Origin of the sequence: Chitinophaga alhagiae (genome assembly GCF_003568665.1) — a bacterium.
Taxonomy (GTDB): domain Bacteria; phylum Bacteroidota; class Bacteroidia; order Chitinophagales; family Chitinophagaceae; genus Chitinophaga; species Chitinophaga alhagiae.
In genome coordinates this window covers 489,416-515,655 of record NZ_QXMH01000001.1, presented here as the reverse complement: position 1 = coordinate 515,655, position 26,240 = coordinate 489,416, and the positions used below count along the sequence as shown (strand labels likewise).

The window sequence follows — 26,240 nt, the reverse complement described above, 5'->3', positions numbered from 1 at the left end:
GTTTTATTTTGATGCAAGGTTTACGATTTCCCATGCGCCCGCGGCGGCAGAGTTAAGTACTGCTTCACACACGGCCTGCGTTTCATACGCTTCCCGGAAAGTGGGGGAACAGGGCTTGCCGTTCTCCAGGCTTTGCAAAAAGTCTGCCACCTGGTGTACAAATGAATGTTCGTACCCGATGCCCAGGCCCGGTACCCACCATTTGTCCATGTAGGGCTGCTCTCCGTCTGTAACGTGTATGGAGCGCCAGCCACGCAGCTGGGAATCATCTGAGTTCTCAAAATACTCGAGGCGGTTCAGGTCATGCAGGTCCCAGCGGATGGAGGCGTTCTCGCCATTGATCTCGAAGGTATACAACGCCTTGTGGCCGCGGGCGTAGCGGGTAGACTCAAACAGGCCCAGGGAGCCGTTCTCGAAGCGGCAAAGGAAAGCGCAGGCATCGTCTATCTTCACTTTTTCCACTTTGCCGGTGAGCTGGTGCATTCTTTCTTTTACGAAAGTTTCCGTCATGGCGGTTACGTTCTTGATGCTGCCGTTCAGCCAGATGGCGGTGTCTATGCAGTGAGACAGCAGGTCTCCCGTAACCCCGGAACCGGCCACGTCTGCGTCCATGCGCCACAGGCCGGCGCCGCCCTGCGGCAGGTTGGCGTTAATGGTCCAGTCTTGCAGAAAGTTGGCGCGGTAGTGGAAAATGCGCCCCAGCTTGCCCGAGTCAATGATCTGCTTGGCCAGGGTAACGGCGGGCAGGCGGCGGTAGTTGTACCATACGGTATTAGCTACGCCGGCTATCTCAATGGCGTCTACCATTTTTTTAGATTCCGCCAGGGTGCGGGCCAGCGGTTTTTCGCAAAGTATCATTTTGCCTTTTTCCGCCGCGGCAATCGCAATTTCCGCATGCATGTCGTTGGGCGTGCAGATATCTACCGCATCTATGCTGTCATCCGCTATCACTTTCTTCCAGTCTGTTTCCGCTTTTTCATACCCCCATTGCCTGGCAAAGGCATTGGCTTTTTCTTCATTGCGGGAGCAAACGGTCTTTAACACCGGCTGGTATTGCAGGTCAGGAAAAAAATTGGGAATACGGTTGTAGCCGTTGGAGTGCGTTCTTCCCATAAATCCGGTGCCTATCAGCGCTATGTTGAGTTGTTTTTTCTGGCTCATGTTGTTGGTTTAAGATGAATCTGTAAATATTACCGGGCCTCATACCAGCCGTGCTGCTCACGTACTTTGATCATGGCGGCAAGAATGTTGTTCCAGGTATCGGGCAGCATCATTTTCTGGTTGGGGAACATACAGCCGTCCCAGCAGATGTGTTTGAATGCTTTGGTGAGCTGGCCTTTTTCGTCGCGCAGCCAGTAACCCGCATCGTGGGCAATGTTCAGCTTGCCGTTGGGGTCATTGGCCAGGCAGTGGCGGCCTGTTTTGTCGTGAGAGCCGGTACCGTGTACGGTGCCGTCGTTTTGCGCCACGTGAAAGTCTATGGTCCAGGGGCGGAGGGCGGCGGTGAGGGTTTTCAGGCCTTCTTCCAGCGCTGCGCGGTTGCTCCAGTCAAAATTTTCTGGCAGTATGCGGTCTTCGGGTTTATTATATCCCATCAGGTACAGCAGGGTATGCGCCATGTCTGCCTGGAAACCCATGTTGGGCCGGCCGGTGGCCTCCAGCGTTTCTATCATGGTTTTCCAGCTATGCATGCCGCCCCAGCATATTTCGCCTTCGGCGGCCAGTTTTTCGCCATAGTCCGCCGCCACATCGCAGGCTTCGCGGAAGGTTTCGGCAATCAGTTTTGTATTGCCTGCGGGGTCTTTAGACCAGGCTTCCGGCGAGCTGGCGGAGTCTATCCGTACCACGCCATGCGGGCGGATACCTATTTCGCGCAGCGTTTTGGCTACGTGGCAGGATTTGCGCACCTGTTCCACAAAACGTTTCCTTTCTTCCTTGCTGCCCATGGCGGGGCCGCCGTCCGGCGGCCAGATGGGCGCTACCAGGCTGCCTATTTCCAGGCCGTGCGCGGCTACCTTGTCTGCCAGTTTTTTAATGCCGTCGTCCCCGCCGTTCACGTCAAAGTGGGGGTTGAAAAGGCCGATGTCTACGCCGTCGAACTTGACGCCGTTCACTTCCGCGGCCGCGGTCATTTCCAGCATCTTGTCAAAAGCGATCACGGGCTCGGAGCCGTCTCCCTTGCCTACAATGCCGGGCCAGGTGGCATTGTGCAGTTTCGGATAATTATTTTGCTGCATGTGCATGTTGATTGAAAAAGTTAAAAAATTACAACACCAGGTCGGGGTTGCCCGGGCCAAAGTGTTTCAGCATAACGATGGGATCTGTAGCGGAGGCGTTGGTGATGGTCACCCCTTCTCTTGCGGCGCTTTCGCTTACAAAATATTCATCGTGCGTGAGCTGCCCGTAGCGGATCAGCGCGGGTGTTTCAATATCCCACACGCCCATTTTGCCGTGCCCCTGCATCATGATAAGGCCATAGGCCGCCGCATCTTTGATCACCACGGTGGCGCCGGGCTCAATGGTCAGTTCTTTGGCACTGAACGCGTCTGATTTGTAGCATACCCAGTTTTCTGTATAGCCTTTGGCGCCGGTTACGGGTTTGGGCGCCATAAAGCGGTTCTGATGGAGGTTGGGATCGAGGTTGAGGTCCCAGTCGATCACGTCCAGCAGGGCCTCATAATCGCCAATGCTTTCTTTGGGCGTACCGTTCCACAACAGTTCTTCCGGTATAACGGCCTTGTTTACGAGAGACTGGTACATGGCAAACACGTCAGAAGCCTTCTGCGGCTCATAGGTGCAAAGGCTGCCGGGCGCGTGCAGCAGGCCGGGAGGCACGTCCCAGCCGGTGCCGGGCCTGAGCAGGAAGGCCTGGGAAAGATCGGTGATCTTGTTATCCCCTTTCGTAAAGTTGCGCAGGCATTCCCCGATCTGCTCGCGGGTGGTGCCGGGGGCAATGCCCATAAAGGTGTAGGGGAAGTCTCCGCCGTGGTTGTTGAGCTGCGGCGGAAAGTAATATGCTTCCGGTTTCCCGAGCTGCCCTATCAGCGCGGCCTTTTCATCGTTATGATGTATGTGGTGGGGCAGGGGCCCCTGGTTGTCGAAAAACTTGGAATACATGGGCCAGCTTTTGTACCCGTTCCAGAGCCGGTCACCGATAAGCTCGCCTTTCAGTTCGTCTACCGCGTCTTTCAGCAGCATAAGCACTTCCTTGCCGCCGTCGTTGAACACTATTTTGCTGAGGCCTTCGTGCTCGCCGGTGAGCGGGCCGTTCTTGGCGGGTGTGGTGGAAGACAGCCAGCGTTCGTCAATACCGCCGCGTACGCCGCCGAGTACATAATAATCGTCGGGGTGCAGCTTGATCCTGCGGCCGGGTACACAAAACGAGCGGGGCACCCAGGTGGGGGCCAGGCGCAAAATGCCTTTACCCTGTTCCAGCGCTTTGGCTGCTAAACTTCTTTTTTCCATTGGCGTTGTGTTGAGAGTGTTAGAGGATTGTTTCATCGTGGAACAATATTTTATTGATGTTATTTTTTTCAGTCAGTACGCTTAGCTCCAGTTCGTAAGAGCGGCTTTCTCCCGGTTGCAGCAATATAAGGGTGCCCTGTTTTCTGGCGGCGGCCTGCCCAATGGGCGGATGCGTGCCGGGCTCCAGGCCTGTTACGTACTCTCCCGGGCCCCAGTGCTGCCAGTTGGTCAGCCAGGGCAACTGCTCTTTTTTGAAGCGCAGCACGGCGGCCAGGCCTATCTGCGGGTTATGCAGGCCGCAGGTGCTCCATCCGTCTTTCCCGGCCGCTACGTCAATGAAGGCGGCGGCTTCTCCTGTGCCTGCATGGTTTGCCAGGGGCGCTGCGCATCTCCTGAAATTATAATTTTTATTGAAGATTTGCACACTTAATTCGTCTCTTGGCTGCAAAGGCCCGCTCCAGTAGAGTTCCGCGCCTTCATCCGCCAGCGGCCAGCCAAAGTTGAAGTGGTACAGCAGCATATGCGGCGCGGTGGTGTTGCCGCGGTTGGTCACCTGGTCGTGTATGCGTACCACGGCTTCGCCGATACGCGCGGAAATGGTGCGGCGCAGCTCCAGGCAGGTGCCCAGTGCGGAGGCTTCTTTGATGATGCCGGTAATGCTCATGTCCATGTTGCCGGTAACCGGGTCTGGCTGTATCACGGAAACTATTTCAGCGGGCGTGTTGCTCATGCGGCCATGCAGCCCTCTTTCGCCATGCTCGTCCTGTTCCGGGCCGCCGGCATGGGTGAGGCCGCAGGTGGTGCAAAGGCCGCCGCCAAAGTTCTTTAACCAGGCAATGCCCCTGTCTGACGAGGGGTCAGGGGCCGTTTGGCCGGCGTAGCTCAGCCATACCAGGCTGTGCTGGTTGAAAAATGCTTCCGCAATATCCATGCACCGGTCTATCACCACTTTGAACCGCAGGCCTGTGCCGGTGTTGACCCAGGCTATGCGGTTCCCCCTGCCGGGACCGTTGTCCAGCACAGACGTTTCTATGCCGCCCAGTTGTGCATGGTGCGATATTTTGTTATGCCATTGAGGTTGTTGCGGTGCCATATGTTTACGGTTTTAAAGTGGTAGTATCAGCGCTTGCCAATCTTCACAGGATTAACAAACATACTATCTTCTTTATTACCGCCAGATCTCAAATATGCCATCAGGTCACGCAGCTCTTCCGGGTTGAGCCGGTTGATGAGGCCGGGCAACATTACAGATACCTGCGAGGCTATGGCGCCGCTCACGTCTTTTTTCAGCAGCTCCCGGTGCATCTGCGGCGAGAACGGGTTCTGGGAGATCACGTACTTCCCGTCATCTTCGCTGACCAGCCTGCCGGTGATGGTGCTGCCGTCTTTCATGGTGAATACGGTGGCGCCGTACTGGTCAGAAATGGTTTTGCTGGGCTCTATGATGGCTTCGAGGATGTCTTTGCTGGAAAAGCGGGTGCCCAGTTGCGTCAGGTCAGGGCCGGCGGTGCCGCCTTCGCCTTTCATGATATGGCAGGAGGCGCAGAGCGTAGCGTTGAACATGGCTTTGCCCTGCTCAAAATCCCTGTTGGCCAGGCCGCTGTCTATCACCTTCAGCGCTTCTTCCAGCTGCCATCTTCTGCCGGGCCCCTTGGGCTGCGCGCCGCCTTGCGCCAGGCGGCCGTTGCTGTTGAGCAGGGAGTCTCCGGAAATGGTGTTAAAATGCGCGTACTGGTCTTTCGACACATTTTTCAGCGCGTTCTTGCGGGCCGTGTTGATAAAGCCCAAAAAGCTGTGGCCGCCCTTGAACCCGAAGGCATTGTAATACCATCTGAAATATTGCTCGCGCAGCTCCGGCGTCCAGCCGGTTTTGGCCTCGCTTAACACGGTGGCGTAGAAGGTTTGCTGCAGCGGCGGCATTTTGGAGAGCATGCCGGCAATGTCCAGCCCGTATTGCGGGTTGCGCATGATCAGATCTGCGGAAGACATGGCGGTTTTCATGGCCGTTGTATCGTCTTTCGCCGTTTCCAGCAGCGCTACGGTCTTTTTCACGGCGCCAGGCGCTTCCAGGTGTACCAGCAGCTTGCTCAGCGGGCTGTTCAGCTCGTTGGAAGCGGCGGGGTAGTGCCCGTCAAGATAAGCAATGGTAGATGTTCTGGCTGCCGCGCCCGGTTCTCCCATGCGTACCAGCACCAGCTCAAAGGCGCGCAGCAGGTCTATTTGCTGTGCGGTGGAAAGCTGTGCGTAGCTAATGGTTTGCAGTTGCTGCAGCAGGCTGTCCCTGATGGCTTTATCACCCCTGCGGGCCAGTGCAATGGTGGTCTCAATAATGGTGGCCGGGTCTTTTTCCGCCAGCGCTTTTTGCTGCCAGGTGGCTACGGGCTGGTTTTCAAGCACCGTTCTGGCGGCGTAGCGGATAAACCGGTCTTCATGTTTCAGGTAAGGCCAGGCAGCTTCCACGGCGCCGGGTTTCTCCCCGCCATGATAGCTTTCCAGCTGCCGGCGCACCTTGTGCGCGTCGGTGAGCTGGGGCGCTTCGGTTTCCTTGCTGCCTGTCTTCTTCCCGTCATTGTAATATACCCGGTACAGGTCTGATTCCAGCCGGCGGCCGCCGGTGAGGAAGTACATGGCGCCGTCCGGGCCAATTACGCCGTCTGTGAGCGGCAGCGGAGCGCCGGATAAAAATTCTTCCGCTTCGGCCTTGTAAGAGGCCCCTTCGGGCTGCAGGTGAATGGCGTAGATGATACCAAAGCTCCAGTCAAATGCAAAGAGCGCCTTGCGGTATTTGTCCGGGAAATTGGCTTTGCCGCCAGACATGAAGTTGGTGGGAGAACCTTGCCCGATGTTGAGCACGGCGGGCAGGTTGTCTGGCCAGGATGGTGACCATTTGTCCGTACCTGGCCGCCAGCCGAACTCGCTGCCGCTGCTCACAAAGCAGATGCGCGTAGGCCTGTACCAGGGTGTGCCGAAGTCCCATTCCATATCTGAATCGTACGTGAACATATCACCTGCTTCGTTAAACGCCAGGTCAAAGGGATTACGGTAGCCGGAGCTGATCAGCTCCCAGCTGGAACCGGTAGAGTCTATATGCGCAATCCAGCCGCCGTGGGTGTTCACCACGTTATCATGCCCGTTGGGGTCGCGGATGAGCGGCAGCAGGTTGTCTATTTCCCAGGAAGGCGGCATCCGGTAGCTGTTCATCTCCGGTATTTTGGTGAAGTTGCCGGCAATTACGTACAGCGATTTTTTGTCTGGCGCCATCACAATGCTGTGCGGCCCGTGCTCGCCTTCGCCTTCCAGTTCCCTGATGAGCGTGATCTTGTCAAACTGGTCGTCTCCGTCCGTATCCTGCAGCCGGTAAAGCCCGCTGCCCTTGTCAAATTGTTTGTCTTTGTTGTGGTTCACCATCACGTACAGGCTGTTAAAGGCATACAGCAGGCCCTGTGCGTAACCCATGGATACTTTGGGCACCGAGTCTGTAGAATCCGCGGGGCCGATGTTGAGCTGCTCGATCTTGAAGGCGGACGAATCCTGGCCGATGGCCGGCAGCTGCAAGCGGTAGAGGTAGCCGAACTGGTCAGACACGATCAGCCTGCCCTTGTCATCAAAGGTCATGGATACCCAGGAGCCCTGCTTATTGTCTCCGGGACTGTACAGGTGCTCTACATTGAACCTGTCAGGCAATTTGAGTTTGTCGATCTTGGGGTTGCCGGTCAGCTTTCTTTCCTGCGGCTGCTGGCAGGCCACTGCTGTTGCCAGTACCGCCGAAAGCCCCCATAATAGTTTTTGTTTCACTCCCATATTTATTTTTATTTCTCTAAAGGTGGATAATGCCGATGCTTACCAGCCGGTGTTCTGCTCAAACCCGTTGAGCCGTACTTCACGGTCAGGAACGGGGAAAAGCAGTTTGTAAGGCGCCAGGCTATAGGTAGCGCTGCTCAGGCGCGTGAGCCGTGCTTTTTCTTCTATACCGTGCTGTGTCATTACTTCAATGGTTTTGCCGGTGCGCAGCAGCTGGTACCAGCGGTGGTCCTCAAACGCCAGCTCCACGCGCTGCTCATGCTGCACCGTATCCCTGAAGGCGGCCTGCCCCAGCCCTGAAAGCGGCTGCAGCCCGGCGCGTTCACGCACGGGATTGATGTACTGGTAAGGATCGCCGTTGCCGGTTTCGTTCACCGCTTCGGCCAGCATGAGCAGCACATGCGCGTAACGGTACACGGGCCAGTTCTCGTTGGCGCGCCCGTCTCTGGCGTAAGGCGGATGATAGAACTTCCTGATCAGCGGCAGCTTGCCGCCAAAGGCCTTTGACTCTTCGTAGGCGGTATTGCCGGGATTGTCATACAGGTAAATGGATGCGTCCCTCCGTTTGTCGTTAGCCTCGTATGCGTGGTAGATGCTGGGTGTTGGAATGTTGTTGCCGCCCAGGTTGCCGTTATACCCTGTCAGGTCTTTTTTGCCGTTGATAGGCCCGAATACAAAAATGTAGTTGCTGCTTTCAGTTTCCAGGCCGGCATCAAACTGAACGGAGAATACAGACTCCACATTGTTCTTTTTGGCGGGGTCAAAATTGTCCGCATACGCCGGCGTTAGATCGTAGTTCAGCGTGGTTACCTGTTGCAGCGTGGTTTGGGCGTTGGGGTAGTCTTTCAGCGTGAGGTATACTTCACCCAGCAGTGTGAGGGCGGCGCCTTTGGTAGCGCGGCCAACATCCGCGCCGGTGTAGCCGGGCGGCAGCCCTTCTACCGCATCTTTGGCATCCGCTATAATTTGTGCGTACACTTCTTCAACGGTGGCGCGGGCGGGTGTGAAGGCGTTAGCCGGGCTTTCCGCTTCTTTGGTAATGAGCGGTACGGCGCCAAAGAGGCGCACCAGGTGAAAGTAATGTAATGCGCGCAGGAATTTGGCCTCGCCGGCATACTGCGCCTTGGTGGCTTCCTTGCTGAACTTCACCGCCTCTATACGGCCAATGATCACGTTACACTGGTTAATGTTGCGGTACAGCTGCGTCCATACGTTATTGATATAGTTGTTGCTGGACGTGATGAGAAATTCATCTATTTCTTCCCGCTGCTGCGCGCCGCGGTCACTGGCGTTGTACTGGTAATTGGTATTGTCCGCAGACATTTCGGCCATTGCCCAGTAATCGCTGGTATAAAGGTTTTGCAAAACGCCGTAGGCGCCGTTTACAGCGCGCAGCACCTGTTGTTCTGTTTGATAGTAGGTTTCTCCGCTGGAGAAAGAAGCCGGCTTTACGTCCAGCAAATGGTTACAAGCAGTGGAAGAGAAGGCCAGCAGGCAAAAGAAAAATATTTTCGTTTTCATGATAGCGTGTTTTGAAGCATACGGTTAAAAAGTAAGGTTGGTGCCCAGTGAAAAAATGCGCGGTACCGGGTAGTTGGAATAGTCAATGCCCGGCACCAATGCGCCGCTGCCGCCTTTGCCAAGGTAGTTGCTCACTTCAGGGTTGCCGCTGTATCGGGTGAACAGGAAGGCGTTCTGAATGCTGGCATAAATGCGGGCGCTGGAAATGAACCCTTTTTTAGGAATGGTGTAGCCCAGGGTGATGTTCTTGATCCAGGCGTAGTCATTCTTTTCTACCGTGAGGGAACTTACATCGCGGTACATTACCCGTCCGCGGCCGGTGCCGTTGGTGGTGGGAATGCGGCCGTTGCCCGGCTGCGATTCGGAACGCCAGCGGTCTTTTATCTCCTTTCTTACGTTAAACACACCGTCTATGTTACCGTTATAGTCGTTGGTGGCATGCAGCCTGTCTGCTCCCATGGAGCCTACTACCAGCACGCGCAGGTCAAAGCTGCCGTACGTGAGCGTGTTGGTCATACCCCAGGTAAAGTCCGGGTAAGGGTTGCCGATGATGTCAAAGTCTTGCCGGGGCGTGATCTGCCCGTCCCCGTTGATGTCTTTATACCGGATGTTGCCGGGGATGGCGCCGGGGAAGGCGGGGCCTCTTTCCACTTCGGCCTGGTTCTGGTAAATGCCGTCAAACACATACCCGTACAGCATGGCCAGCGGGCGGCCAATTACCGTGATGTTGGTGGGGTTGCCCTCGCTGCTGTTGCCGGAATAGATGGGGTCGTTGGTGCGGCCCAGGGCCAGTACCTTGTTGCGGTTGAAGGCGATGTTGAAATTGGTGTTCCAGCTGAACAGGCGGGTCTCGATGTTGCGGGAGCTGATGCCTATTTCAAACCCCTTGTTTTCCAGGTCTCCCCGGTTTTCCGTTACGCTTACAAAGCCGGAGGAAGCGGGGATTTCCGTTTGCAGCAACAGGTCTTCGGTATTCCGTTTGTAAAAGTCCGCGGTAATGTACAGGCGGTCTTTCCACAGGCCTACGTCCAGGCCAACGTTTAGTTCCCGCATTTTTTCCCAGCCCAGGTTGGGGTTGCCGAAGGCGTTCATTACGCGGCCGCCGGCCAATGCTCCGCCCAGCACATAGTCAGCCGTGCCGATGTTGCTCATGTAAGAATAGTTGCCGATGTTGAAATTCCCGGTGAAGCCGTAGGAGGCCCTTATTTTCAGATCGCTGAACACGGGAGCGTTCAGCATGAAGTGCTCTTGCGAAATGCGCCAGCCTACCGCCAGTGAGGGGAAGGTGCCCCAGCGGTTGTTGGCCCCGAAGCGGGAAGAACCGTCGCTACGGATGGTGGCGGTAACCAGGTACCTGTCTTTATAGGCGTAGTTCACCCTGGCCAGGTAGGAGAGCAATGCCCACTCCAGCTTGTCTGTACCGCCGGTGAGCGTGGCGGCGGCGTTGAGGGTCTTGATATCGTCATCAGGAAAGTTGGTGCCGGTAAAGTTGGCGTAAGTTTCCTTTTGTTGCTGTACGGTGTAACCCAGCAGCGCGGTCACATTGTGGCCGCTGGCGGCGGCCCAGTTGTAGGTGAGCGTGTTCTCGTTGAGCCAGTTCATGATGTTGGCGTTGCCTACGCTGCCGCTGGGAATGCTGGGTGGCGCCGTGTTAACGCCGCCAAGGGTGGAGGGCCGGAAGTACTCCGCCTTGGCGCTTTGCCAGTCAACATTGAACGTGCTTTTGAATTTCAGGCCTTTGATGATCTCGTACTCGCCAAAGCCGTTTATGATCAGGCGGTTGTTCTGGGCATTGTTGACGGTTTCGTTCAGCAGCATCACGGGGTTGGGCAGCCCGAAAGTGCCGGGGCTCTGGATAAATGCGTTGTACGAGCCGTCTGGCAGGTACGCCGGCTCAATGGGGCTGGCAATGCCGAATACCTCATCCCGCCCTTCGCCGCGGATAGAACCTGTTTTAGTGGCGAAAGACGGCGCTACGTTGACGCCCACTTTTATTTTATCACTTAGCATGGTTTCTACGTTGGCCCTTACGGAATAACGTTTGTAGCCGGTGTTGATCATCACGCCGTCCTGGTTGAGGTAACCGGCGGATATGTACGTGCGGGTTTTATCACTGCCGCCGCTTACGCTTACGTTCACTTCATGCATGGGCGCTACGCGGGTCACCTCTTCAAACCAGTCTGTTCCCTTGCCAATGGCGGCAGGGTTGCGGTAGATTTCGGGGATGTCCGCGTCTGTGGGCTCCCGGTGTTCTTCAAAACGGATCTTGTCTTCCGTCAGCTCTTTCCAGAACTGGGCAAACTCCTGCCCGTTCATCAGGTCTGGCCGGCCTTTCTGCGGCACTACCTGCCAGCCTGTACTGGCGCTGATCTGCACGGTGGGTTTGCCGCTGCTGCCTCTTTTGGTGGTAATGAGCACAACGCCGTTGGCCCCGCGGGAGCCGTAAATGGCGGTGGCGGAAGCGTCTTTGAGCACGGCCATGGACTCAATGTCTGCCGGGTTGATGGCGTTCATGGGGTTAGACACTTCTACGGAGGTGGTGGAAAGCGGGAACCCATCTACCACGTACAGCGGCTGGCTGCCGGCGCCCACTGCGCCAATGCCGCGCACCTGCACCTGCGGCCCCCCGCCGGGTATGCCGTTAGACGTGTTGACCTGGATGCCCGCGATCTGGCCGGACAGCGCCTGGTCTATACCAGCTACGGGCAGGTCTTTGATGTTTTTCATGGGCACAATGCCCACGGAACCGGTTACGTCCTTTTTCTGCTGGGTGCCGTAACCTACCACCACCACCTGGTTCAGCACTTTGTTGCTGCTTTCCAGCTGAATGTTGACCTTGTCCCGGTTGCCAACTAGCACGGTTTGGGTAACAAAACCGATCATGCTGAATACCAGCGAGTCTGTTGCGGCCGCCTGCAGGCTGTAGCGGCCGCCGGCATCTGTAAAGGCGCCTTTGTTGCTCCCCTTCACGCCCACGGTAACGCTGGGGAGGACGGCGCCGGTGGCGGCGTCTGTCAACTGGCCTGTAATAGTTTTTTGTGCGTAAGAGATGGAAGAGATGCAGAGTAAGATCATCAGCATCTTTCCTGCCCGGGTTAGACGTGGGTTAAGGGCTCGATTTAGGAAAGTGGTTTTCATCATAACTTGGTGGAAATTAAAAAGTGGAATATGAATGTGCATGGGTACCGCATCTAATTTATGGGAACCATCCTGTATTCCTGTCCTGTTGCATCCTGTGCCGTCCTGTACTGTCCTGCCTTTACCGGGGAGGTGATGATGAAGGGTGGGGGAAATAGCAGAGGGGCAGACCAGTTATTTCATGGTCTGCCCCTCTGCTGCGGGTGCGGTGACGGTAATTTTATTCCCTGGTGAAAACAATGCCTTCCGCACGGGAGGCACTGGCCATGAAGCCCGGCTTGCGCTGGTCAAACAGGTACAATACGTGGTCTCCGGAAGTGAAACCCACGGTATTTCCCTGCCGGAAAGCGGGCGTTAGCACGCTCTTGTTGGAAGGGTGGCGGATGATGACCAGGCGGCCGTTCTTCAACGCCACCTGCTGGGTGGCGTTGCACTCCGCGCTGAAGAAAGTGCCGGTATACCCGTTCAGCTCCTGCGGAGATGGTTGATAAGGTTGTACGCGTGTATACGTTACCGTGTCATCTGCCGTTATCAGCTGCAGGTGTTGCCTGTTTGCCGCCAGGGCCAGTTTTCTTGCGCCCGGGGCCAGCAGCAGGCTGGGAGAGGAAGCCTGCAGCCTGATGGTGTCTGCCAGGAAGACCGTTTTCCCGCTGGCGGTAATGCGGAGCAGCTCATGCCCCTGGTCATTCTTGTAAATGCCGGTGAAAGCGTTGGCCTGGGGAGTGGTCAGGCTCACCGTATCCTGCGGTTTTTCACCTGGGGCGCCCAGCAAGAGGGCGGTTACCTTTTTACTGAGCACTATGGGGCTGGTGGCCGCATCGTTGCTCAGGCATACCACGCTCAGCGCCGGGCCGGGGTACCAGGCCATCCATGCGCGGTAGCCGGCAGTAGCGCCACTGTGGCTGATCTCTGTCAGCCCGTTATACTGGTTTACAAATACGCCGCCCGCGTAGGCGATCTTTTTGCCGTTGTTCAATATGCCCTGGGTAATTCTCATCTGGCCTACTTCGTTGCCGAACGCCTGTTTGGCCCAGCTCTGGTTCCAGGTGCTGAGGTCTTCCGTGGTGGTGAGGAGGGCGGCGTGGCCATAAGTATTCTCGAAGGGCATGGTTTGCTCATAACCCTGTTTGTTCCTGCTATAGGCTACGGTGCGACCGGGTATGATCTGGCGGAAGTTGTTGCGCCACTGTGTACGGGTCATGCCCAGCGGCTTGAAAATACGTTCTGCGGTAAATTCCGGCAGCTTTTGCCCGCTTACGCGCTCCGCAATAAAACAGAGCAGGGTATAGTTGGAGTTGCTGTAAAGATACCGTTCCCCGGGAGCGTGGTTAAGCCCTTTCTGACGGGAAATATAATCCAGGGCGTTGGCCTGGGTATATACGCGCGTGGTGCGCTCCCAGCCCGCTATACCGGCAACTACGCCCCAATCCCGCAGGCCGCTGGTGTGGTTCAGCAGGTGGCGGATGGTGATGGGCTTGCTGTATGCCGGCAGTTCGGGCACGTACTTGCGCACATCATCGTCCAGCGACAATTTTTTATCATTTGCCAGTAACAGTACGGCAGTGGCCGTGAATTGTTTGGATACGGAACCTGCTTCAAAAAGGGAAGCAGTGGTATTGGGTACCTGGTGCTCCAGGTCGGCCATGCCGAAAGCCTTCTGATAGTATAGTTGCCCGTTACGGAAAACGGTGAGCACGCCTCCCGGCGTTTGTTCGTTCCATTTGCTCATTATCTGGTCTATCATGGCCAGCGTGTCTGCCTGGGGCCCCTGGGCCGCCGCCATCAAAGGCATCAGGCAGCAAAGAAAAAAGAATCGTTTCATACAATCATTTTAAGGAGTGACGGCCTGCATCAGCAAACCGCATAAATAAGCTGCATAGGTACCGATGGCATAGCCGCATACAGCCAGCAGCACGGCTACGGGCACCAGCGAGGTATGAAAAGCGGCGGCAGCCACGGAAGCGGATGCCGGGCCGCCAATATTGCTCATACTGCCCACGGCAATAAAAAAGAAGGGGGCTTTTATCAGCTTTCCCACCAGCAGTAGCAGCAGGCCATGAATACCTATCCAGACAAGGCCCACCACTAACAGGCCAGGTCTGTTAAAGATAGCATATATGTCCATTTGCATGCCTATGGTAGCGATCAGGAAATACAGGAATACGTTGCCGATCCTTGATGCCCCGGCCCCCTCCAGTGTACGGGCTTTCGTAAAAGATAACAGTAAGCCGAGCATACTGGCTATGAGTATCAGCCAGAAGAAACCCGACGTCAGGCTGAATTTTTCGAGATATGGGGCGTTGGCGGCTATCCATGGTGTAATGATGTCTGCCAGCCAGTGAGCGAGGCCGGTGGCGCCCGCTCCAACGCCCAGTATAAGCATGGTGTCTGTCAGTTCCGGTATGCGCCTGGAGCCTTCTTCGCGGGCTTCCATGCGGGTAGTAAGGTCTTTGACAATTTGCGGGTCTGCCTTGAAGAGGGCATCTATTTTTTCTTTTTTCCCCGCTGCAAACAGCATGAGCGTCATCCAGCCGTACGCAATAATCACGTCTAGCGCCACTACCGCGGAAAACAGGGAAGCGGAAGGCTGAAATACCTTGTACATGGCAGCCTGGTTGGGGCCGCCCCCTATCCAGGTGCCTGCCAGTGTGGCGAGGCCGCGCCAGGCAGCTTCTGGCCCTTCACCGCCCACAATGCCCGGGTTTACCGCCCCAACTATCATTACTGCCAGCGGCCCTCCGATCAGCACGCTGATGCTGGCCGTGAGAAACATAATGCCGGCTTTGTGGCGCAGTTTCCATACAGCCTCCAGGTCCAGCCCCAGCGTGAACAATACCAGGCACGCGGGCAGCAGGTAGCCGGATGCCACGGAATAGAGCGCAGACCGGCTGCCTGATATGACGCCGAAGGTATTCAGCAGGCCGGGAATAAAGTAACAGAGCAATATGGGCGGTATAATGCCGTACAGGCGCCGGAAGAACGGGTGGTTCATCCGCGATGTGCCGAATATCAGGGCCAGTATGCTCATAAGCAGGCCAAACACTACCGCATCGTTCGTGATCAGGGGATGTTGCTCCATTAATTAGCGCTGTTGGTTGAGCAGGGCACAATATCGTCCCAGTTAATATTGCCGAGCCCCAGCCCGGGTTTGCCGGTAGTATGCAATTGCCCGTTGTTGACGAAGGCGCCTGTGTAGGGATCGTTTTGCGCGTCGAGATTACCGTCCAGGTCTACCCAGTCTGCCAGCGCGCACAACTGGGCGGCGGCTGAAATGGCGCAGGAGGTTTCAGACATGCAGCCCAGCATTACCTGGAGGCCCAGCGCTTTGGCGGTAACGGCCATCTTGAAACCTTCCCGCAGGCCGGTAGATTTCATGAGCTTGATGTTGATGCCATGGTAAAGCTCCGGCGCTTCCCGCAGGTCCGTGAGCCGTTGAATACCCTCGTCACCGATGACGGGCAGCGGGCTATGGAGGCGCAGCCAGGCCAGGTCTTTTTTGTTTTCTTTCAGCATGGGCTGCTCAATGAATACGGCGCCTTTTTCTTTGAGCCAGCCAATCATATCAAGCGCTTCTTCGCGGTCTTTCCAGCCCTGGTTGGCGTCAATAAACAGCGGTGCGTTGGTTACAGCGCGGATGGCATTGATCATGTCCCGGTCATTGGCAGCGCCGAGTTTTATTTTCAGGTACCGGAAGCCGGCGTGTTCCCGCGCCCGCTGCGCCATTTCTTCCGGGGTATCTATGCCGATGGTCATAGACGTGTCCATGACCTGGGCGGGCAGGCCAAAGTACTGGTGCAGCGGCATATTCAGGAGTTTGCCCACCAGGTCGTGCAGCGCAATGTCTATAGATGCTTTTACGGCCTGGTTGCCGGGCGCAATGTTATTAACGTATTGAAGAATGGTGTCTGTTTCAAAAGGGGACGAAAATTGGGAAAGATCTACCCGGGAAAGAAAGGCGGCCGCAGATTCAAAGGATTCTCCGTACAACGCGGGCATGGATGCTTCCCCAAACCCTTCCTGCCCGCCGAACGCGATGCGGGTAAGCATAAGCGGCGCGCTGCTGCGGGAACCGCGCGCTATGGTGAATACTCTTTTTAATTGCAGCAGGTAAGGCTTGTAACTTAATTGAAGCATATCTCAGGTTTAAAAAAGGTCTACATTGGGCCATGCAATGGTGGAACTCAGCAGCATGCGTTGTACCAGTTGCAGCAGGTCATTGGAAAAAGTGCTGTTGGAAGACCGGGAATTGACCAGCGCAATGCCGCTCATCCCGTCGTTACGGCGCATCCAGAAGCTGCTGGAGCCGGGGAAGCTGCCGCTATGGTACCAGCTGCCCTGGCCGCTGATGCTCCACCCGCAGGCGTAAGCCTGGTTGGCGAAGGAGGGTGTGATCATGGTATCTTTAATGGCCGCCGTCAATATATCCGGTACGGAGCTTAACCCGTCTACATGCACCATTAACCGCATCATATCTGTGGGAGAAGCGATCCAGCCGCCATTGGCGTCACGCCGTGGAAAGTTCTCGCTGTAGGGATTTTGCGTACCCTGTCCATAATAAACAACTTCATTTGTTTTACGGTCTGCCAGCGTACTGCCGCCAATATCCATTTTGGTGATGCCGGAAGGCTGCAGCACGTTCGTTTTTACATAGTTCTCATAGGTTTGCCCGGTTAGCTCTTCGATAACGCGGCCAAGTATCATGTACCCCACATTGGAATACAGGTACGTGGTGCCGGGCGCGGAAGACAGCGGGCGGTTGTCCAGTATCCAGCTGATCAGTTCCTCTGCGTTCATGGCATCGTTGGTGAGCGTGGGGTCGTTGCTGGCATTGCTCCAGCCCCCGTTATAATGTTGCAGCAGGTGCCGTACCCGCAGGTCTGTAATGTAGGTGCCGTAAGGCAGCGTACCGTACTGGGTGCCCAGTATGCTGCCGGGGCCGAATATCTTGTCGTCTAGCGAAAGGGTGCCAGCGGCCAGCAGTTTCATAATGGCCACGGAAGTAACGCATTTGGAAATGCTGGAAATACGGAACCGGCTGCTGTCTGTCACCGGGGCGGCGGCAGACTGGTCCGCATATCCATATCCTTTTGCATACACCAGCTTCCCGTTTTTTACAATGGCGATGGATACGCCGGGGATGCTGTGTTTCTGCATAAAGGAACGGACGGAATCATCTACGGCGGCAATGGCCGTATCGCTGTCTGTAAAGGTCTTCTTTCCTATTATTTCCACGGTGTTCTGTTCCGTGCAGGCAAACAGCTGAAGGGTTGCCAACAGCAGCAGGTATACAATGTTTCTTTTAAAGATCATGGTGATGGGTTTTTATTATTCAGGAAAAAATTCTGCGGCGCTGATGGGATGGTTACCCGGTGTTCCGGAGAAAAATGAGGCGTTGTTGCTAACCTGCGTCAGCGTCAGGGTTTCCGCGCCGGCGGCTTTGGTGATGCTGAACGCCTGCGTATTAAAGTACTCGTCTATCAGCGGTCCAACACCGGGCCTGATGGCGTTGCCGTTGGCGGTTTGCGTAAGGAATGCCAGCTTCACTATGCCGTTGTGGTCTATACGGGCCTGGTAGTCATACCGGGCCAGCACTTTGCCGTTGGTGGAGGTAAAATAATAGATGAGCACTTTGACCCCGTTGAAGTCCGCATCGAAAGACACCAGCATTTTATGGATGCGGCGGCCGCCGATCTGCAGCACGGCGGTTTTGGACGTTTCCCAACGGGTCTTGAAATCTTCCGACTGGCCGGCTTCTGCCGGGTCTATGAGAATGGACGTATACCGCGGGGCGCCCTGCCTGCCGAACAGTTGCTCTATGGCGGGAGAAGAGGGAAGGGGCCATGCGTCTGCGCTCACGGTCTCTATAGATGATATAGGCCCGAAAATGAAAGAAGCGGGCTCGTCTGCCCTGAAGATGCCGCCAATATATCCTTTTGCCGGTGCGGGTATAATGGCCGGGTCTATCCAATCCACATTGAACTCATATTGCTCCAGGTAGTCTTCCAGTAAAGGCTGCATCCTGGAACGGAGGTTGTTGGCGTTGGTATTGCCCGACACAAATACGAAGCGGCCTTTGCCGGAGGCGTCTGCTTCAAATTTGTACGTCCATATAGCCTGTGCTTTCCCTGAACCGGAATAATACCAGGCAATGGCTTCCACGGTCTGGTCCGTGGTGAAGCGCAGGGAAAATGACTGCAGTATGCGGCCGCCATAATCCAGCACCTGCTGCGCGGCGCTGTTCCAACGCGTGAGCAGGTCTGGCGGGAGGCCGGGGTAAAGCGGGTCAAGCGTAATGGTATTGTAGTAGTTGTCTCCCCCCAGTTGCTCGTAAAGCGGGAGGCCGGGGTATAGTTCTCCGGGAACAACAATGCCTCTGCGGTTGATGGGAATGCCAATGCGTTTGTAGTTCTCACTGGCTTTCACGGATTCATTGCCGGTCAGTTCGAGCACCAGCATCAGCTCTCCAGACGCAGGGGGGAAATCCAGTATTTCCACGCCAATGCTGTCTATACTGACTGCGGCTTGCATGGGCATGGCGCCGCCCTGCAACAGGCGGAAATGAACACCTTCCTGGGCTGTGGTCTCTTCCGGTACAATTCGGTAGCCGATGTTTTGAGCCGTTGCCACCTGCCCGCCCACGAGGTTTACTTTATAATGATAGGTACCGCTGGCGCGGTTCACCACGGGCATCAGCGGGTATGTTTTGCCCGGCGCCTTGTTCTGCCAGGTAGCGGCATCAAACTCCACCTGCAGGTCGCGGAAGAAAAAATCTTCTTCATATTTTTTGAAGCAACCGGAGAAGAGCAGGAGCGCGGCAGCCAGGCAAAAGGTCATCATGCTTCCCGTTAAATACGGCTGGTATATTGTTTTCATTTTCATGCATGTTTAAGTTTAGTAACCATCATTTTGCACCAGGTTGGGATTGGCCTGCACTTCGCGGATAGGAATGCGGGCCAGTATACGATGCTCGTTGAACAATACCTTGCCGGATTCTTTGCTGATATCCATACCCAACCGTTTCATATCAAAAAAGCGGTGGCCTTCAAAGGCCAGTTCCAGCCTTCTCTGCAATAATATTTCGTTGATGAGGGGCGTGCCGGCCAGTGTTTCATCTACAGCGGGCAACCCGGCGCGGGTGCGTATCCTGTTCAGGTCTGCCCGGGCCTCATCCGGAAAGTCCAGCCTGGCATAGGCTTCCGCCCTGTTCAGGTACACCTCGGAGATCCTGATCACGGGTACATTGTCCAGGTTGGCGGTGCCGTTTTTGCTGATGAACTTGTACATCTCGTTCAGCGCGGCGTTACGGCCCAGCCCTTTCATGATCAGCTGGCGGCGCACGTCTTCCGGTTTGTACAGTTCATACAGTTCATTGCTCAGCACCACGTTGCCGCGGTTGGTGAAGGTAGTGGCGGTGAGGGTAAGGCGGGAAGTGAACGTGGCGCGGAGAGATTCGTTCACCCCGATATTGTCTGTAGGCAGGTACACCAGTTCAAACATGCTCTCGGGGTGTACCGCGCCGCGCCAGGCGGAGATATAAGTGCTGTTGGGCTGGAATATGCCCACTCCCGAGGAGAGGGCGTTGTCTGCCTCTGCCAGCACTTTTTCATAGTCACCATTGTAGAGCGCTACCCTGGTGTACAGGGCGGCGGCGGCCCCGGCGGTGGCATAGTGGGGCGCCCTGTTGGTAGAGTAGTTCTGCAGCAGCAGGATAGCGGAATCCAGGTTGTGATATATATGTTCGTATACGGTATGAATGGGCTCGCGCGCGGCCAGGGAGATCTGCTCTGCCGCACGCACCGCCTGCCGCATTACCGGTACGCCACCCTTGTTAACGTCTTCACGGATGGCGGTGGGGTCATAGGCATAAATGCGCATCAGGTTATGGTAATACAATGCCCGCAGGAAATAAAGCTGTCCCCCGATGCGGTCTTTGAACTCCTGCGAAGCGTTCAATGCCTGCAGGGCCTCAAACAGGTTGTTGATCTCGTTGATGGCAAAGTAGCTGGATTGCCAGTTGTTGATATGGGCGCCGGGCTGGTTCAGCGCTTCCGCTACCAGCGCGCCGGAATTGCCGGTATTAATGGCATTGTCTGCCAGCAGTTCGGGAATGGCCACCAGGTCTCTCCCATACTGGCTTGCCTGGCGGAGGTAGGCGTATACGGAGTTGAGCGCGGCTTCTATGGCAGCCTCATTGTTCAGCGCATCGCGGGAGTCTATAGACTGGCGCGGCTTTACATCCAGTATCCGGTCACATCCTGCCAGCAACGCCGTACAGCTCAATATGCAGATGATGATCTTTTTTTTCATGTTGCTTCTTTTTTATAGTCCAACTTGAATGCCCGCTGTAAAGCTGCGGGTTTGCGGAATGATGCCGGTGTTGTTCTCTACGGTGCCGGTCAGTGCAATTTCAGGGTCGTACCCTGTCCATTCCGTCCACGTATGAAGGTTTACAGCGGTGAAATATATCCTGGCGGAGGAGAGGTGTATGCGTTTAAGCAGGGCAGGCTGGAAACGGTACGCCAGCGTTACTTCCCGCAGGCGGATAAACGAGGCGTCTTCCAGGAAGCGGGTGGAGGCGGTGTGCTGGGCGGCGCTGTTGGTTTCGGCCCCGCCGTGTATGAGCCGGGGTATGGAAGTAACCTGCCCGGGCGTTGTCCACCTGTTTTCGTATAGCCGCAGCAAGGTGTTGGAGCCTACCGTATTGCCATGGTGGTTGTACCACACGGCGTTCATCTGGTTTACCAAGTACCTGCCCATGTCAAAGTGGAACATGGTGTTCAATTCAAATCCCTTGTACCGGAACGTATTGGTGAGGCCGCCGAAGTAATCTGACAGTGCGCCCTTTTCGGTAGATACGTTGTCTGCGGCAACGGGCAGGTAGGTGATGTTGCCGTTGATATCATACCACATAGGCCTGCCATTGGCGGAGTTGACACCGGCATAGCGGGGCCTGAAATAGGTTTTCAGCGGGTGGCCTACCCTGATGGTGTTGCTGATGGATTGCAGCCCGTCATACAACTGCGTTACTTCGTTATGCAGGAAAGAAATGTTGAAACTGGTGTTCCAGCTGAAGTGCGTGCTTTTGACATTGACGGTGTTCAGTTCAATTTCCAGCCCCTTGTTCACTACTTCGCCTACATTGTCATCTATATTGTCAAAACCGCTGAGCCAGGGCACGGGCCTGTTCAGCAGCAGGTCTTTGCTGGCCCTCCTGTACACTTCCACCGCGCCTGCAATGCGGCCTTTGAGCAGGGAAAAGTCTGTGCCGAGATTCAGGGTCACATTTCTTTCCCAGCCCAATTTTGTATTAGCCATGGTCATCAGGCGGAGACCGGCTTTGCCGTTGTAAACACCGCCGCCCTGGTAAAAGCCGCGGGACGAAACGTTGTTGATCTGGTCGTTACCGGTTTCGCCATAGCCTATGCGCAGTTTCAACTGATCTACCCAGGTATGATCTTCCATGAAGGACTCCCGGGCAACATCCCAGCCGGCGGAGATGGCGGGGAACAGCCCCATCTGGTTATCCGTGCCAAACCGGGAAGAGCCGTCGTAACGAAGGGTAGCGCTCAGCATGTATTTTTTCCGGAAGTCGTAGTTAGCCTGCGTAAAAAAGCCCAGCCGGCGAAAGCCGGTCCAGCTGCCGGTAGAACTGGCGGCCACGGCGGCAGACTGCATGGTGCGGAGCTGGTAGGTGGCAAACCCCTCACCGCGGGCGGACGCATACTCACTCACATCGCTGCGGTACTCTGCGCCCATCAGTACGGAGAGGTTGTGGGCGTTGTTGAACTGACGCTGGTAGTTAAGGGTTTGGGTGGTGGTGAAATTGATGTTCTCGATGTCTTCTATGATCAGGTAACCATTCCAGACGGCGCCGTTGGGCGTGCGGTGATCGCGGTAATAATCGGTTTTGATATACCGGTAGTCTAGCCCGTAGAAGGATCGGAAGGAAAGATTGTCCAGTATTTTATAAGTGGCGCTGAAGTTGCCTACCAGCGCGCGGTGGCGTATGCGGTTATCATCCACTACCGCGGCCTGTACGGGATTGAAGCCGGTGCCGGGCATGCCGGGGTAGCTGTTGAAGCTGCCGTCTGCCTTGTAAATGGGTACCGTAGGAGGCATAAATACCGCGCTGTATTGTGGAGAGGCGTAACCGCTGGTATTGCCCTGGGAACCAGTGTTGCCGTTCTGTGTGATGAGGCTCATGTTGATGCCCAGGTCAAAGGAAAGGCGCTTGCTGGCCTGGTGGCCAATGCGCACTTTGGCCGTACCCTTCTTGAAATCAATGCCGATCACGTTCCCGTCGTGATTGTTAAATGCGCCGGAAACATAGAAGGTGGTTTTTTCATTGCCCCCGGATGCGCTCAGTTCAATGTTCTGCACCTGGCCCACGCGGAAGGTGGCGTTTTGCCAGTCGTACGTGGGCAACGCTACAATATCTTCATCGGAGAGCCCTGGCTCTAGCCCGTACTCCTGCAGTACTTCAGAACGTATAGCTGCGTCTGAACGGTCCGGGTAGCGGTTCTTCAGTGCTTCCTGGCGCATGGCGAGCGCCTGCTGGGTATTGAGCACATCTACCTTTGCCATGGGCATGGAAATACCCTGGTAATAATTGAGGTTGACGTTCGTTTTACCGCTTTTACCAGTTTTGGTAGTGATCAATACCACGCCGTTGGCGGCCTGGGCACCGTATACGGAGGCGGCCGCGGCATCTTTCAGTATCTCTATAGATTCAATATCGTTCGGGTTAATGTAGGCCAGCGGGTTGTTGGAGGTGCGGGAGGTGAGGGAAGACGAGTTGAACTGCACGCCATCTACAATATACAGCGGTTCTGTACCGGCTGTTATGGAACCTTCTCCCCGGATGCTGATCTTCACAGCGCCGCCCGGCACGCCGGTGGCCGTTTGCACCAGCACGCCGGCGGCCTTTCCCTGTATGGCCTTGTCAAAAGACTGGAGGGGAATGTTCTCGATGTCTTCTCCTTTCACCTTGGCAATAGACCCTGTAACCGCGCGTTTGGCCTGTACCTGGTAACCTGTTACCACTACGGCGTCCAGCTCGCTTACATCTTCTTCCAGCACAACTTGCAGCGGGCCTTGCCCCGGCATCACCTTGCGCGGTTTAAACCCGATCATGGAAAACTGCAGGGTGGCGCCGTTTTTTATACGAATGGCAAAATTGCCCTGCTCGTCCGTCAACGTGCCGCCGGAGGCGCCTTCTTCCGAAACGCTTACACCCGGTGCGGGCTGCAGCATGCCTTTTACACGCACTTTTACCGTTCCCCGTATCAGGGAATCTGCGGCAGGGGTGTTGCCTGCCGGGTTTGTTTCCTGAACGTTCCGCGAAAGTACAATGGTATTCCGGATAATTTTGTAGCTGATGTCCTGATTTTTCAGGCAGAGCTGCAATGTCTGGTCAAGACTGGCGTCTTTAACGGAGAGGCTAACCTTCCGCGCCGGTTTCAGCAGTTTTTCATCGTACCAGAAGAGGTAGCCGCTCTGCTGTTCAATTGACAGAAATACTTTTTCAAGCGGTACGTCCTTTACATTGATAGTGATCTTTTGCGAAAGCGCCCTTCCGCTGGCGTGCATGGCCAGGGTCAGCAGCAGAAAAAATGAAACTCTCATGATCCATGCAGGTTTACAGCGCCAGTAAAACAGTTTGTGAACTTTACCGGACCGGCATAATGCCGCCCGGCTGATCTTTTGACGTAGGTTGAAGACCATAGTGAAAAATTGGTTGATAAAGAATAGTGCCGGCAAATAACCTCCCCATGCCGGAAGAAGCGGGCTCCCGGCAGATCAAAGCGTATTCAGGCAATGTTACTGTATGTTGATTATCCTCTGTTAAATTATGCTATGGCAAAACGGTCAGTTTTTTCCCGTCCAGCCGGAAGTGTACCTTGCTGGCTTCCAGCACGGAGAGCACTTCCTGCAGCGTATAGTTCCTCGATATTTTACCGGAAAATTCGCGGGCGGTAGGTTCGCCTTCATATACAACATCTATATCGTACCAGCGGCTTAGTTCGCGCATCACGGTCTGTACGTTGGCTGTTTTGAAAACGAACAGCCCGTTTTTCCAGGCCATCACATCGGTTGTATTGACCCGTGTTACGGAAAGCGCGCCATCTGCATCCACCTGCGCCTGCTCTCCCGGCCTGAGCGTACTGCTGCCTTTCCGGCCGGTTACTTTTACGGCGCCCTGCAGGAGGGTAGTGCTGACGGTTTGCTCGTCCGTGTAAGCCTTGATATTAAAATGAGTGCCCAGTACCAGTATTTTTATGCCGCCCGCCATTACCTGGAACGGGCTGGCGGCGTTTTTCGCCACTTCAAAATAGGCTTCGCCGCTAAGCTCCACAACCCGCTCATTGCCGGAAAAGGCCGTGGGATATTTGAGGGAGGAACCGGCGTTCATCCATACCGTGGTACCGTCTGACAGTTGCAGCCTGAAATGCCCGCCCCGCGGTGTTTTTAGCTCATTGTAAGCCGGCCGGTCTTCCGCCCCGTCTTGCGCGGTGTACTGTAATTGGCCGTTGGCTTGCATAACAGCGGCGTTGCCTTGTTGCAGCGTGCGGCTGCCGGCGCTGTCTAGCGTAACCGTACCGCCGTCTGCCAGTACCAGCACCGCCTGGCTTTTGCCGGGGGGAATGTCTGCGGTATAGGCGGCCGTGGTCTTCCGGGGTACATCCTGCTTCACCAGCAGGTAAGTGCCCAGAGCGGCTATGCCCGCAATGGCAGCGGCGGCCACCCACCGGACGGCGCGCGGGATGCGTCTTGTTGCGGTTGGGTAACGTTGCTGTTCCCCGGTCTGGAAAATAGCTTCCAGTATATGTCCGGCATGCTCCGGCGGCATATGCTGGCCGGTGTCTTCACCTGCCAGCACCTGATCTATCCATGCTTCGGCCGCCTGCCGGTTAGATGGCTCCGCCAGCAGCGCCATCAGCTCTTCTTCTTCCCCCGGGGTGGCTGCTCCGCGCTGGTACTGCGCCAGTAAATATTCTATACGTGATGAAGACATATTGCGGAATTGTTAATGAGGCCGTTAACCGGCGCTTGTTATAAAGAGTATTTGCGAGGGGCTGTTGGGTCAGTGCCCGGAAAAAAAAATATGCCGGGCGGGCGGCAGCAGCACCAGTGCAATGATCAGATCGGGGTGGGAAAGAAGGTATGCCCGGATGTTACGCATGGCCTGGGCAATGTGCCGTTTAACGGTTTCTGGCCTTATGTGGAGGCGTTCCGCCACTTCGTCCCTTTTCAGGGCCTGCTCTTTCATTAAATGATATACCTGTTGCTGCATGGGGGGCAACCGGTTGACGGCTTCCTTCAGCAACGCGGCATATTCTTTCTCCTGCAGTCGCTGATGCACGTTGTTATGGGCTAGTGTTATCTCTTCTTCCTCCAGCTCCCGGAGCCTTGCCCGGCGGGAGGAGAGGTTGCGCAAAGTACGGTAGGCTTCATTGCGGGTAACGATGAAGAGGTACGACCTGAAATCGCGTATTTTCACCAGGTCTTCCCGCTTCAGCCAGATCATGGTAAAAATATCCTGTACCATTTCTTCCGCTATGATGGTTGAATGCGTAAGGCGTATGGCAATATCATATATGCGGCGCTGGTAATGGTGGAACAGTACGGCAAACGCAGACTGGTCCCCCAGGGCCACTTTTTCCAGTAATTCCTCCTCTAAAGGCATATCGTCCATACCTGGTAAATTTTATCCGGAGACTGCCGGCTGGTAAACATGCATGGTTTGTAACACCTGTAAATCTAAAAAAAACGGGAAGAAGATCAAATACCGGGGCCGGGTTAATCCGAACGCTGGAGGAACAATATCGTTTTATTCCCTAGGTTTGCCATGTGAAAGTATTCCAGGCCTTCTTCCAGCTGCCTCCCAAAAAAAGAGGCTTCCATCTCATTACTGCTGAAGTGATGCAGGCGTTGCCGGAGCTGCGGAACATCAAGGCGGGCATCTGCCAGGTGTTCATCCAGCACACCTCCGCTTCCCTCACCATTAATGAAAATGCAGACCCTACGGTGCGCAAAGACTTTGAAACGTACTTCAACAAAGCGGTGCCTGAAAATGACCCGCAATATGTGCATAATGACGAGGGGCCGGATGATATGCCGGCGCATCTGAAGGCCGCCCTGCTGGGCAGTTCCGTTACGTTCCCCATCCGCAATGGCCGGCCGGCCCTGGGCACCTGGCAAGGTATCTACCTCTGTGAGCACCGCAACTACGGCGGTTCCCGCCGCCTGGTTGTTACGGCTTGGGGAGAAACCGCGCAGATGGGGGAAAAACCGTAACTTTGTACCCGTACAGC

General features: G+C 55.5%; 17 protein-coding genes. 1 reads left to right on the top strand and 16 read right to left on the bottom strand.

The window, feature by feature from the left end:
• Window positions 1-3: 3 nt before the first annotated feature.
• The 16 genes from D3A97_RS02080 to D3A97_RS02005 all read right to left on the bottom strand — a co-directional run bounded on the left by D3A97_RS02080 (window position 4) and on the right by D3A97_RS02005 (window position 25,621).
• A complete protein-coding gene (locus tag D3A97_RS02080; protein WP_119076183.1) occupies window positions 4-1,161 on the bottom strand; it encodes a Gfo/Idh/MocA family protein in 1,158 nt (385 codons plus the stop codon).
• A 29-nt stretch (window positions 1,162-1,190) separates the two neighbouring features.
• Window positions 1,191-2,237 (bottom strand): sugar phosphate isomerase/epimerase family protein, encoded by a 1,047-nt coding sequence (locus D3A97_RS02075; protein WP_119078382.1) that lies wholly within the window; start codon window positions 2,235-2,237, stop codon window positions 1,191-1,193.
• 28 nt (window positions 2,238-2,265) lie between these two features.
• Window positions 2,266-3,465 carry a cupin domain-containing protein gene (locus D3A97_RS02070; protein ID WP_119076181.1) on the bottom strand — a complete coding sequence of 400 codons (1,200 nt, stop codon included), beginning with the start codon at window positions 3,463-3,465 and terminating at the stop codon, window positions 2,266-2,268.
• Window positions 3,466-3,484: 19 nt separating this feature from the next.
• The gene (locus D3A97_RS02065; RefSeq protein ID WP_119076179.1) at window positions 3,485-4,558 is read right to left on the bottom strand and encodes an aldose 1-epimerase family protein; all 1,074 of its coding nucleotides are present in this window, start codon (window positions 4,556-4,558) and stop codon (window positions 3,485-3,487) included.
• Window positions 4,559-4,584: 26 nt separating this feature from the next.
• Entirely contained in the window at window positions 4,585-7,266 is a 2,682-nt protein-coding gene (locus tag D3A97_RS02060) for a PQQ-dependent sugar dehydrogenase (RefSeq protein WP_119076177.1), read from the bottom strand.
• A 39-nt stretch (window positions 7,267-7,305) separates the two neighbouring features.
• Window positions 7,306-8,787, bottom strand: coding sequence for a RagB/SusD family nutrient uptake outer membrane protein (locus D3A97_RS02055; protein WP_119076175.1), 1,482 nt, complete (start codon window positions 8,785-8,787; stop codon window positions 7,306-7,308).
• A 24-nt stretch (window positions 8,788-8,811) separates the two neighbouring features.
• Window positions 8,812-11,868 (bottom strand): SusC/RagA family TonB-linked outer membrane protein, encoded by a 3,057-nt coding sequence (locus tag D3A97_RS02050; RefSeq protein WP_157986305.1) that lies wholly within the window; start codon window positions 11,866-11,868, stop codon window positions 8,812-8,814.
• A gap of 277 nt (window positions 11,869-12,145) precedes the next feature.
• Window positions 12,146-13,747: a serine hydrolase domain-containing protein gene (locus D3A97_RS02045; RefSeq protein WP_119076171.1), complete on the bottom strand. Its 1,602-nt coding sequence runs from the start codon at window positions 13,745-13,747 to the stop codon at window positions 12,146-12,148.
• A gap of 9 nt (window positions 13,748-13,756) precedes the next feature.
• Window positions 13,757-15,004 carry a DUF819 family protein gene (locus D3A97_RS02040; protein ID WP_119076169.1) on the bottom strand — a complete coding sequence of 416 codons (1,248 nt, stop codon included), beginning with the start codon at window positions 15,002-15,004 and terminating at the stop codon, window positions 13,757-13,759.
• A complete protein-coding gene (locus D3A97_RS02035) occupies window positions 15,004-16,059 on the bottom strand; it encodes a dipeptide epimerase (protein WP_119076167.1) in 1,056 nt (351 codons plus the stop codon). Before D3A97_RS02035 ends, D3A97_RS02040 begins: the two co-directional genes overlap by 1 nt.
• Window positions 16,060-16,068: 9 nt before the next feature.
• Window positions 16,069-17,235 carry a serine hydrolase domain-containing protein gene (locus D3A97_RS02030; protein ID WP_119076165.1) on the bottom strand — a complete coding sequence of 389 codons (1,167 nt, stop codon included), beginning with the start codon at window positions 17,233-17,235 and terminating at the stop codon, window positions 16,069-16,071.
• 15 nt (window positions 17,236-17,250) lie between these two features.
• Window positions 17,251-18,798 (bottom strand): DUF4843 domain-containing protein, encoded by a 1,548-nt coding sequence (locus D3A97_RS02025; RefSeq protein ID WP_198673824.1) that lies wholly within the window; start codon window positions 18,796-18,798, stop codon window positions 17,251-17,253.
• 18 nt (window positions 18,799-18,816) lie between these two features.
• Window positions 18,817-20,232, bottom strand: a complete 1,416-nt coding sequence (locus D3A97_RS02020; RefSeq protein WP_119076161.1) for a RagB/SusD family nutrient uptake outer membrane protein — start codon at window positions 20,230-20,232, stop codon at window positions 18,817-18,819.
• Window positions 20,233-20,244: 12 nt separating this feature from the next.
• The gene (locus tag D3A97_RS02015) at window positions 20,245-23,550 is read right to left on the bottom strand and encodes a TonB-dependent receptor (RefSeq protein ID WP_198673823.1); all 3,306 of its coding nucleotides are present in this window, start codon (window positions 23,548-23,550) and stop codon (window positions 20,245-20,247) included.
• A 229-nt stretch (window positions 23,551-23,779) separates the two neighbouring features.
• Window positions 23,780-24,940: a FecR family protein gene (locus D3A97_RS02010; protein ID WP_119076158.1), complete on the bottom strand. Its 1,161-nt coding sequence runs from the start codon at window positions 24,938-24,940 to the stop codon at window positions 23,780-23,782.
• A gap of 69 nt (window positions 24,941-25,009) precedes the next feature.
• Entirely contained in the window at window positions 25,010-25,621 is a 612-nt protein-coding gene (locus D3A97_RS02005) for an RNA polymerase sigma factor (RefSeq protein ID WP_119076156.1), read from the bottom strand.
• A 155-nt stretch (window positions 25,622-25,776) separates the two neighbouring features.
• Between D3A97_RS02005 and D3A97_RS02000 the strand changes: the two genes are divergently transcribed.
• Window positions 25,777-26,223, top strand: a complete 447-nt coding sequence (locus tag D3A97_RS02000; protein WP_119076154.1) for a secondary thiamine-phosphate synthase enzyme YjbQ — start codon at window positions 25,777-25,779, stop codon at window positions 26,221-26,223.
• Window positions 26,224-26,240: the final 17 nt, after the last annotated feature.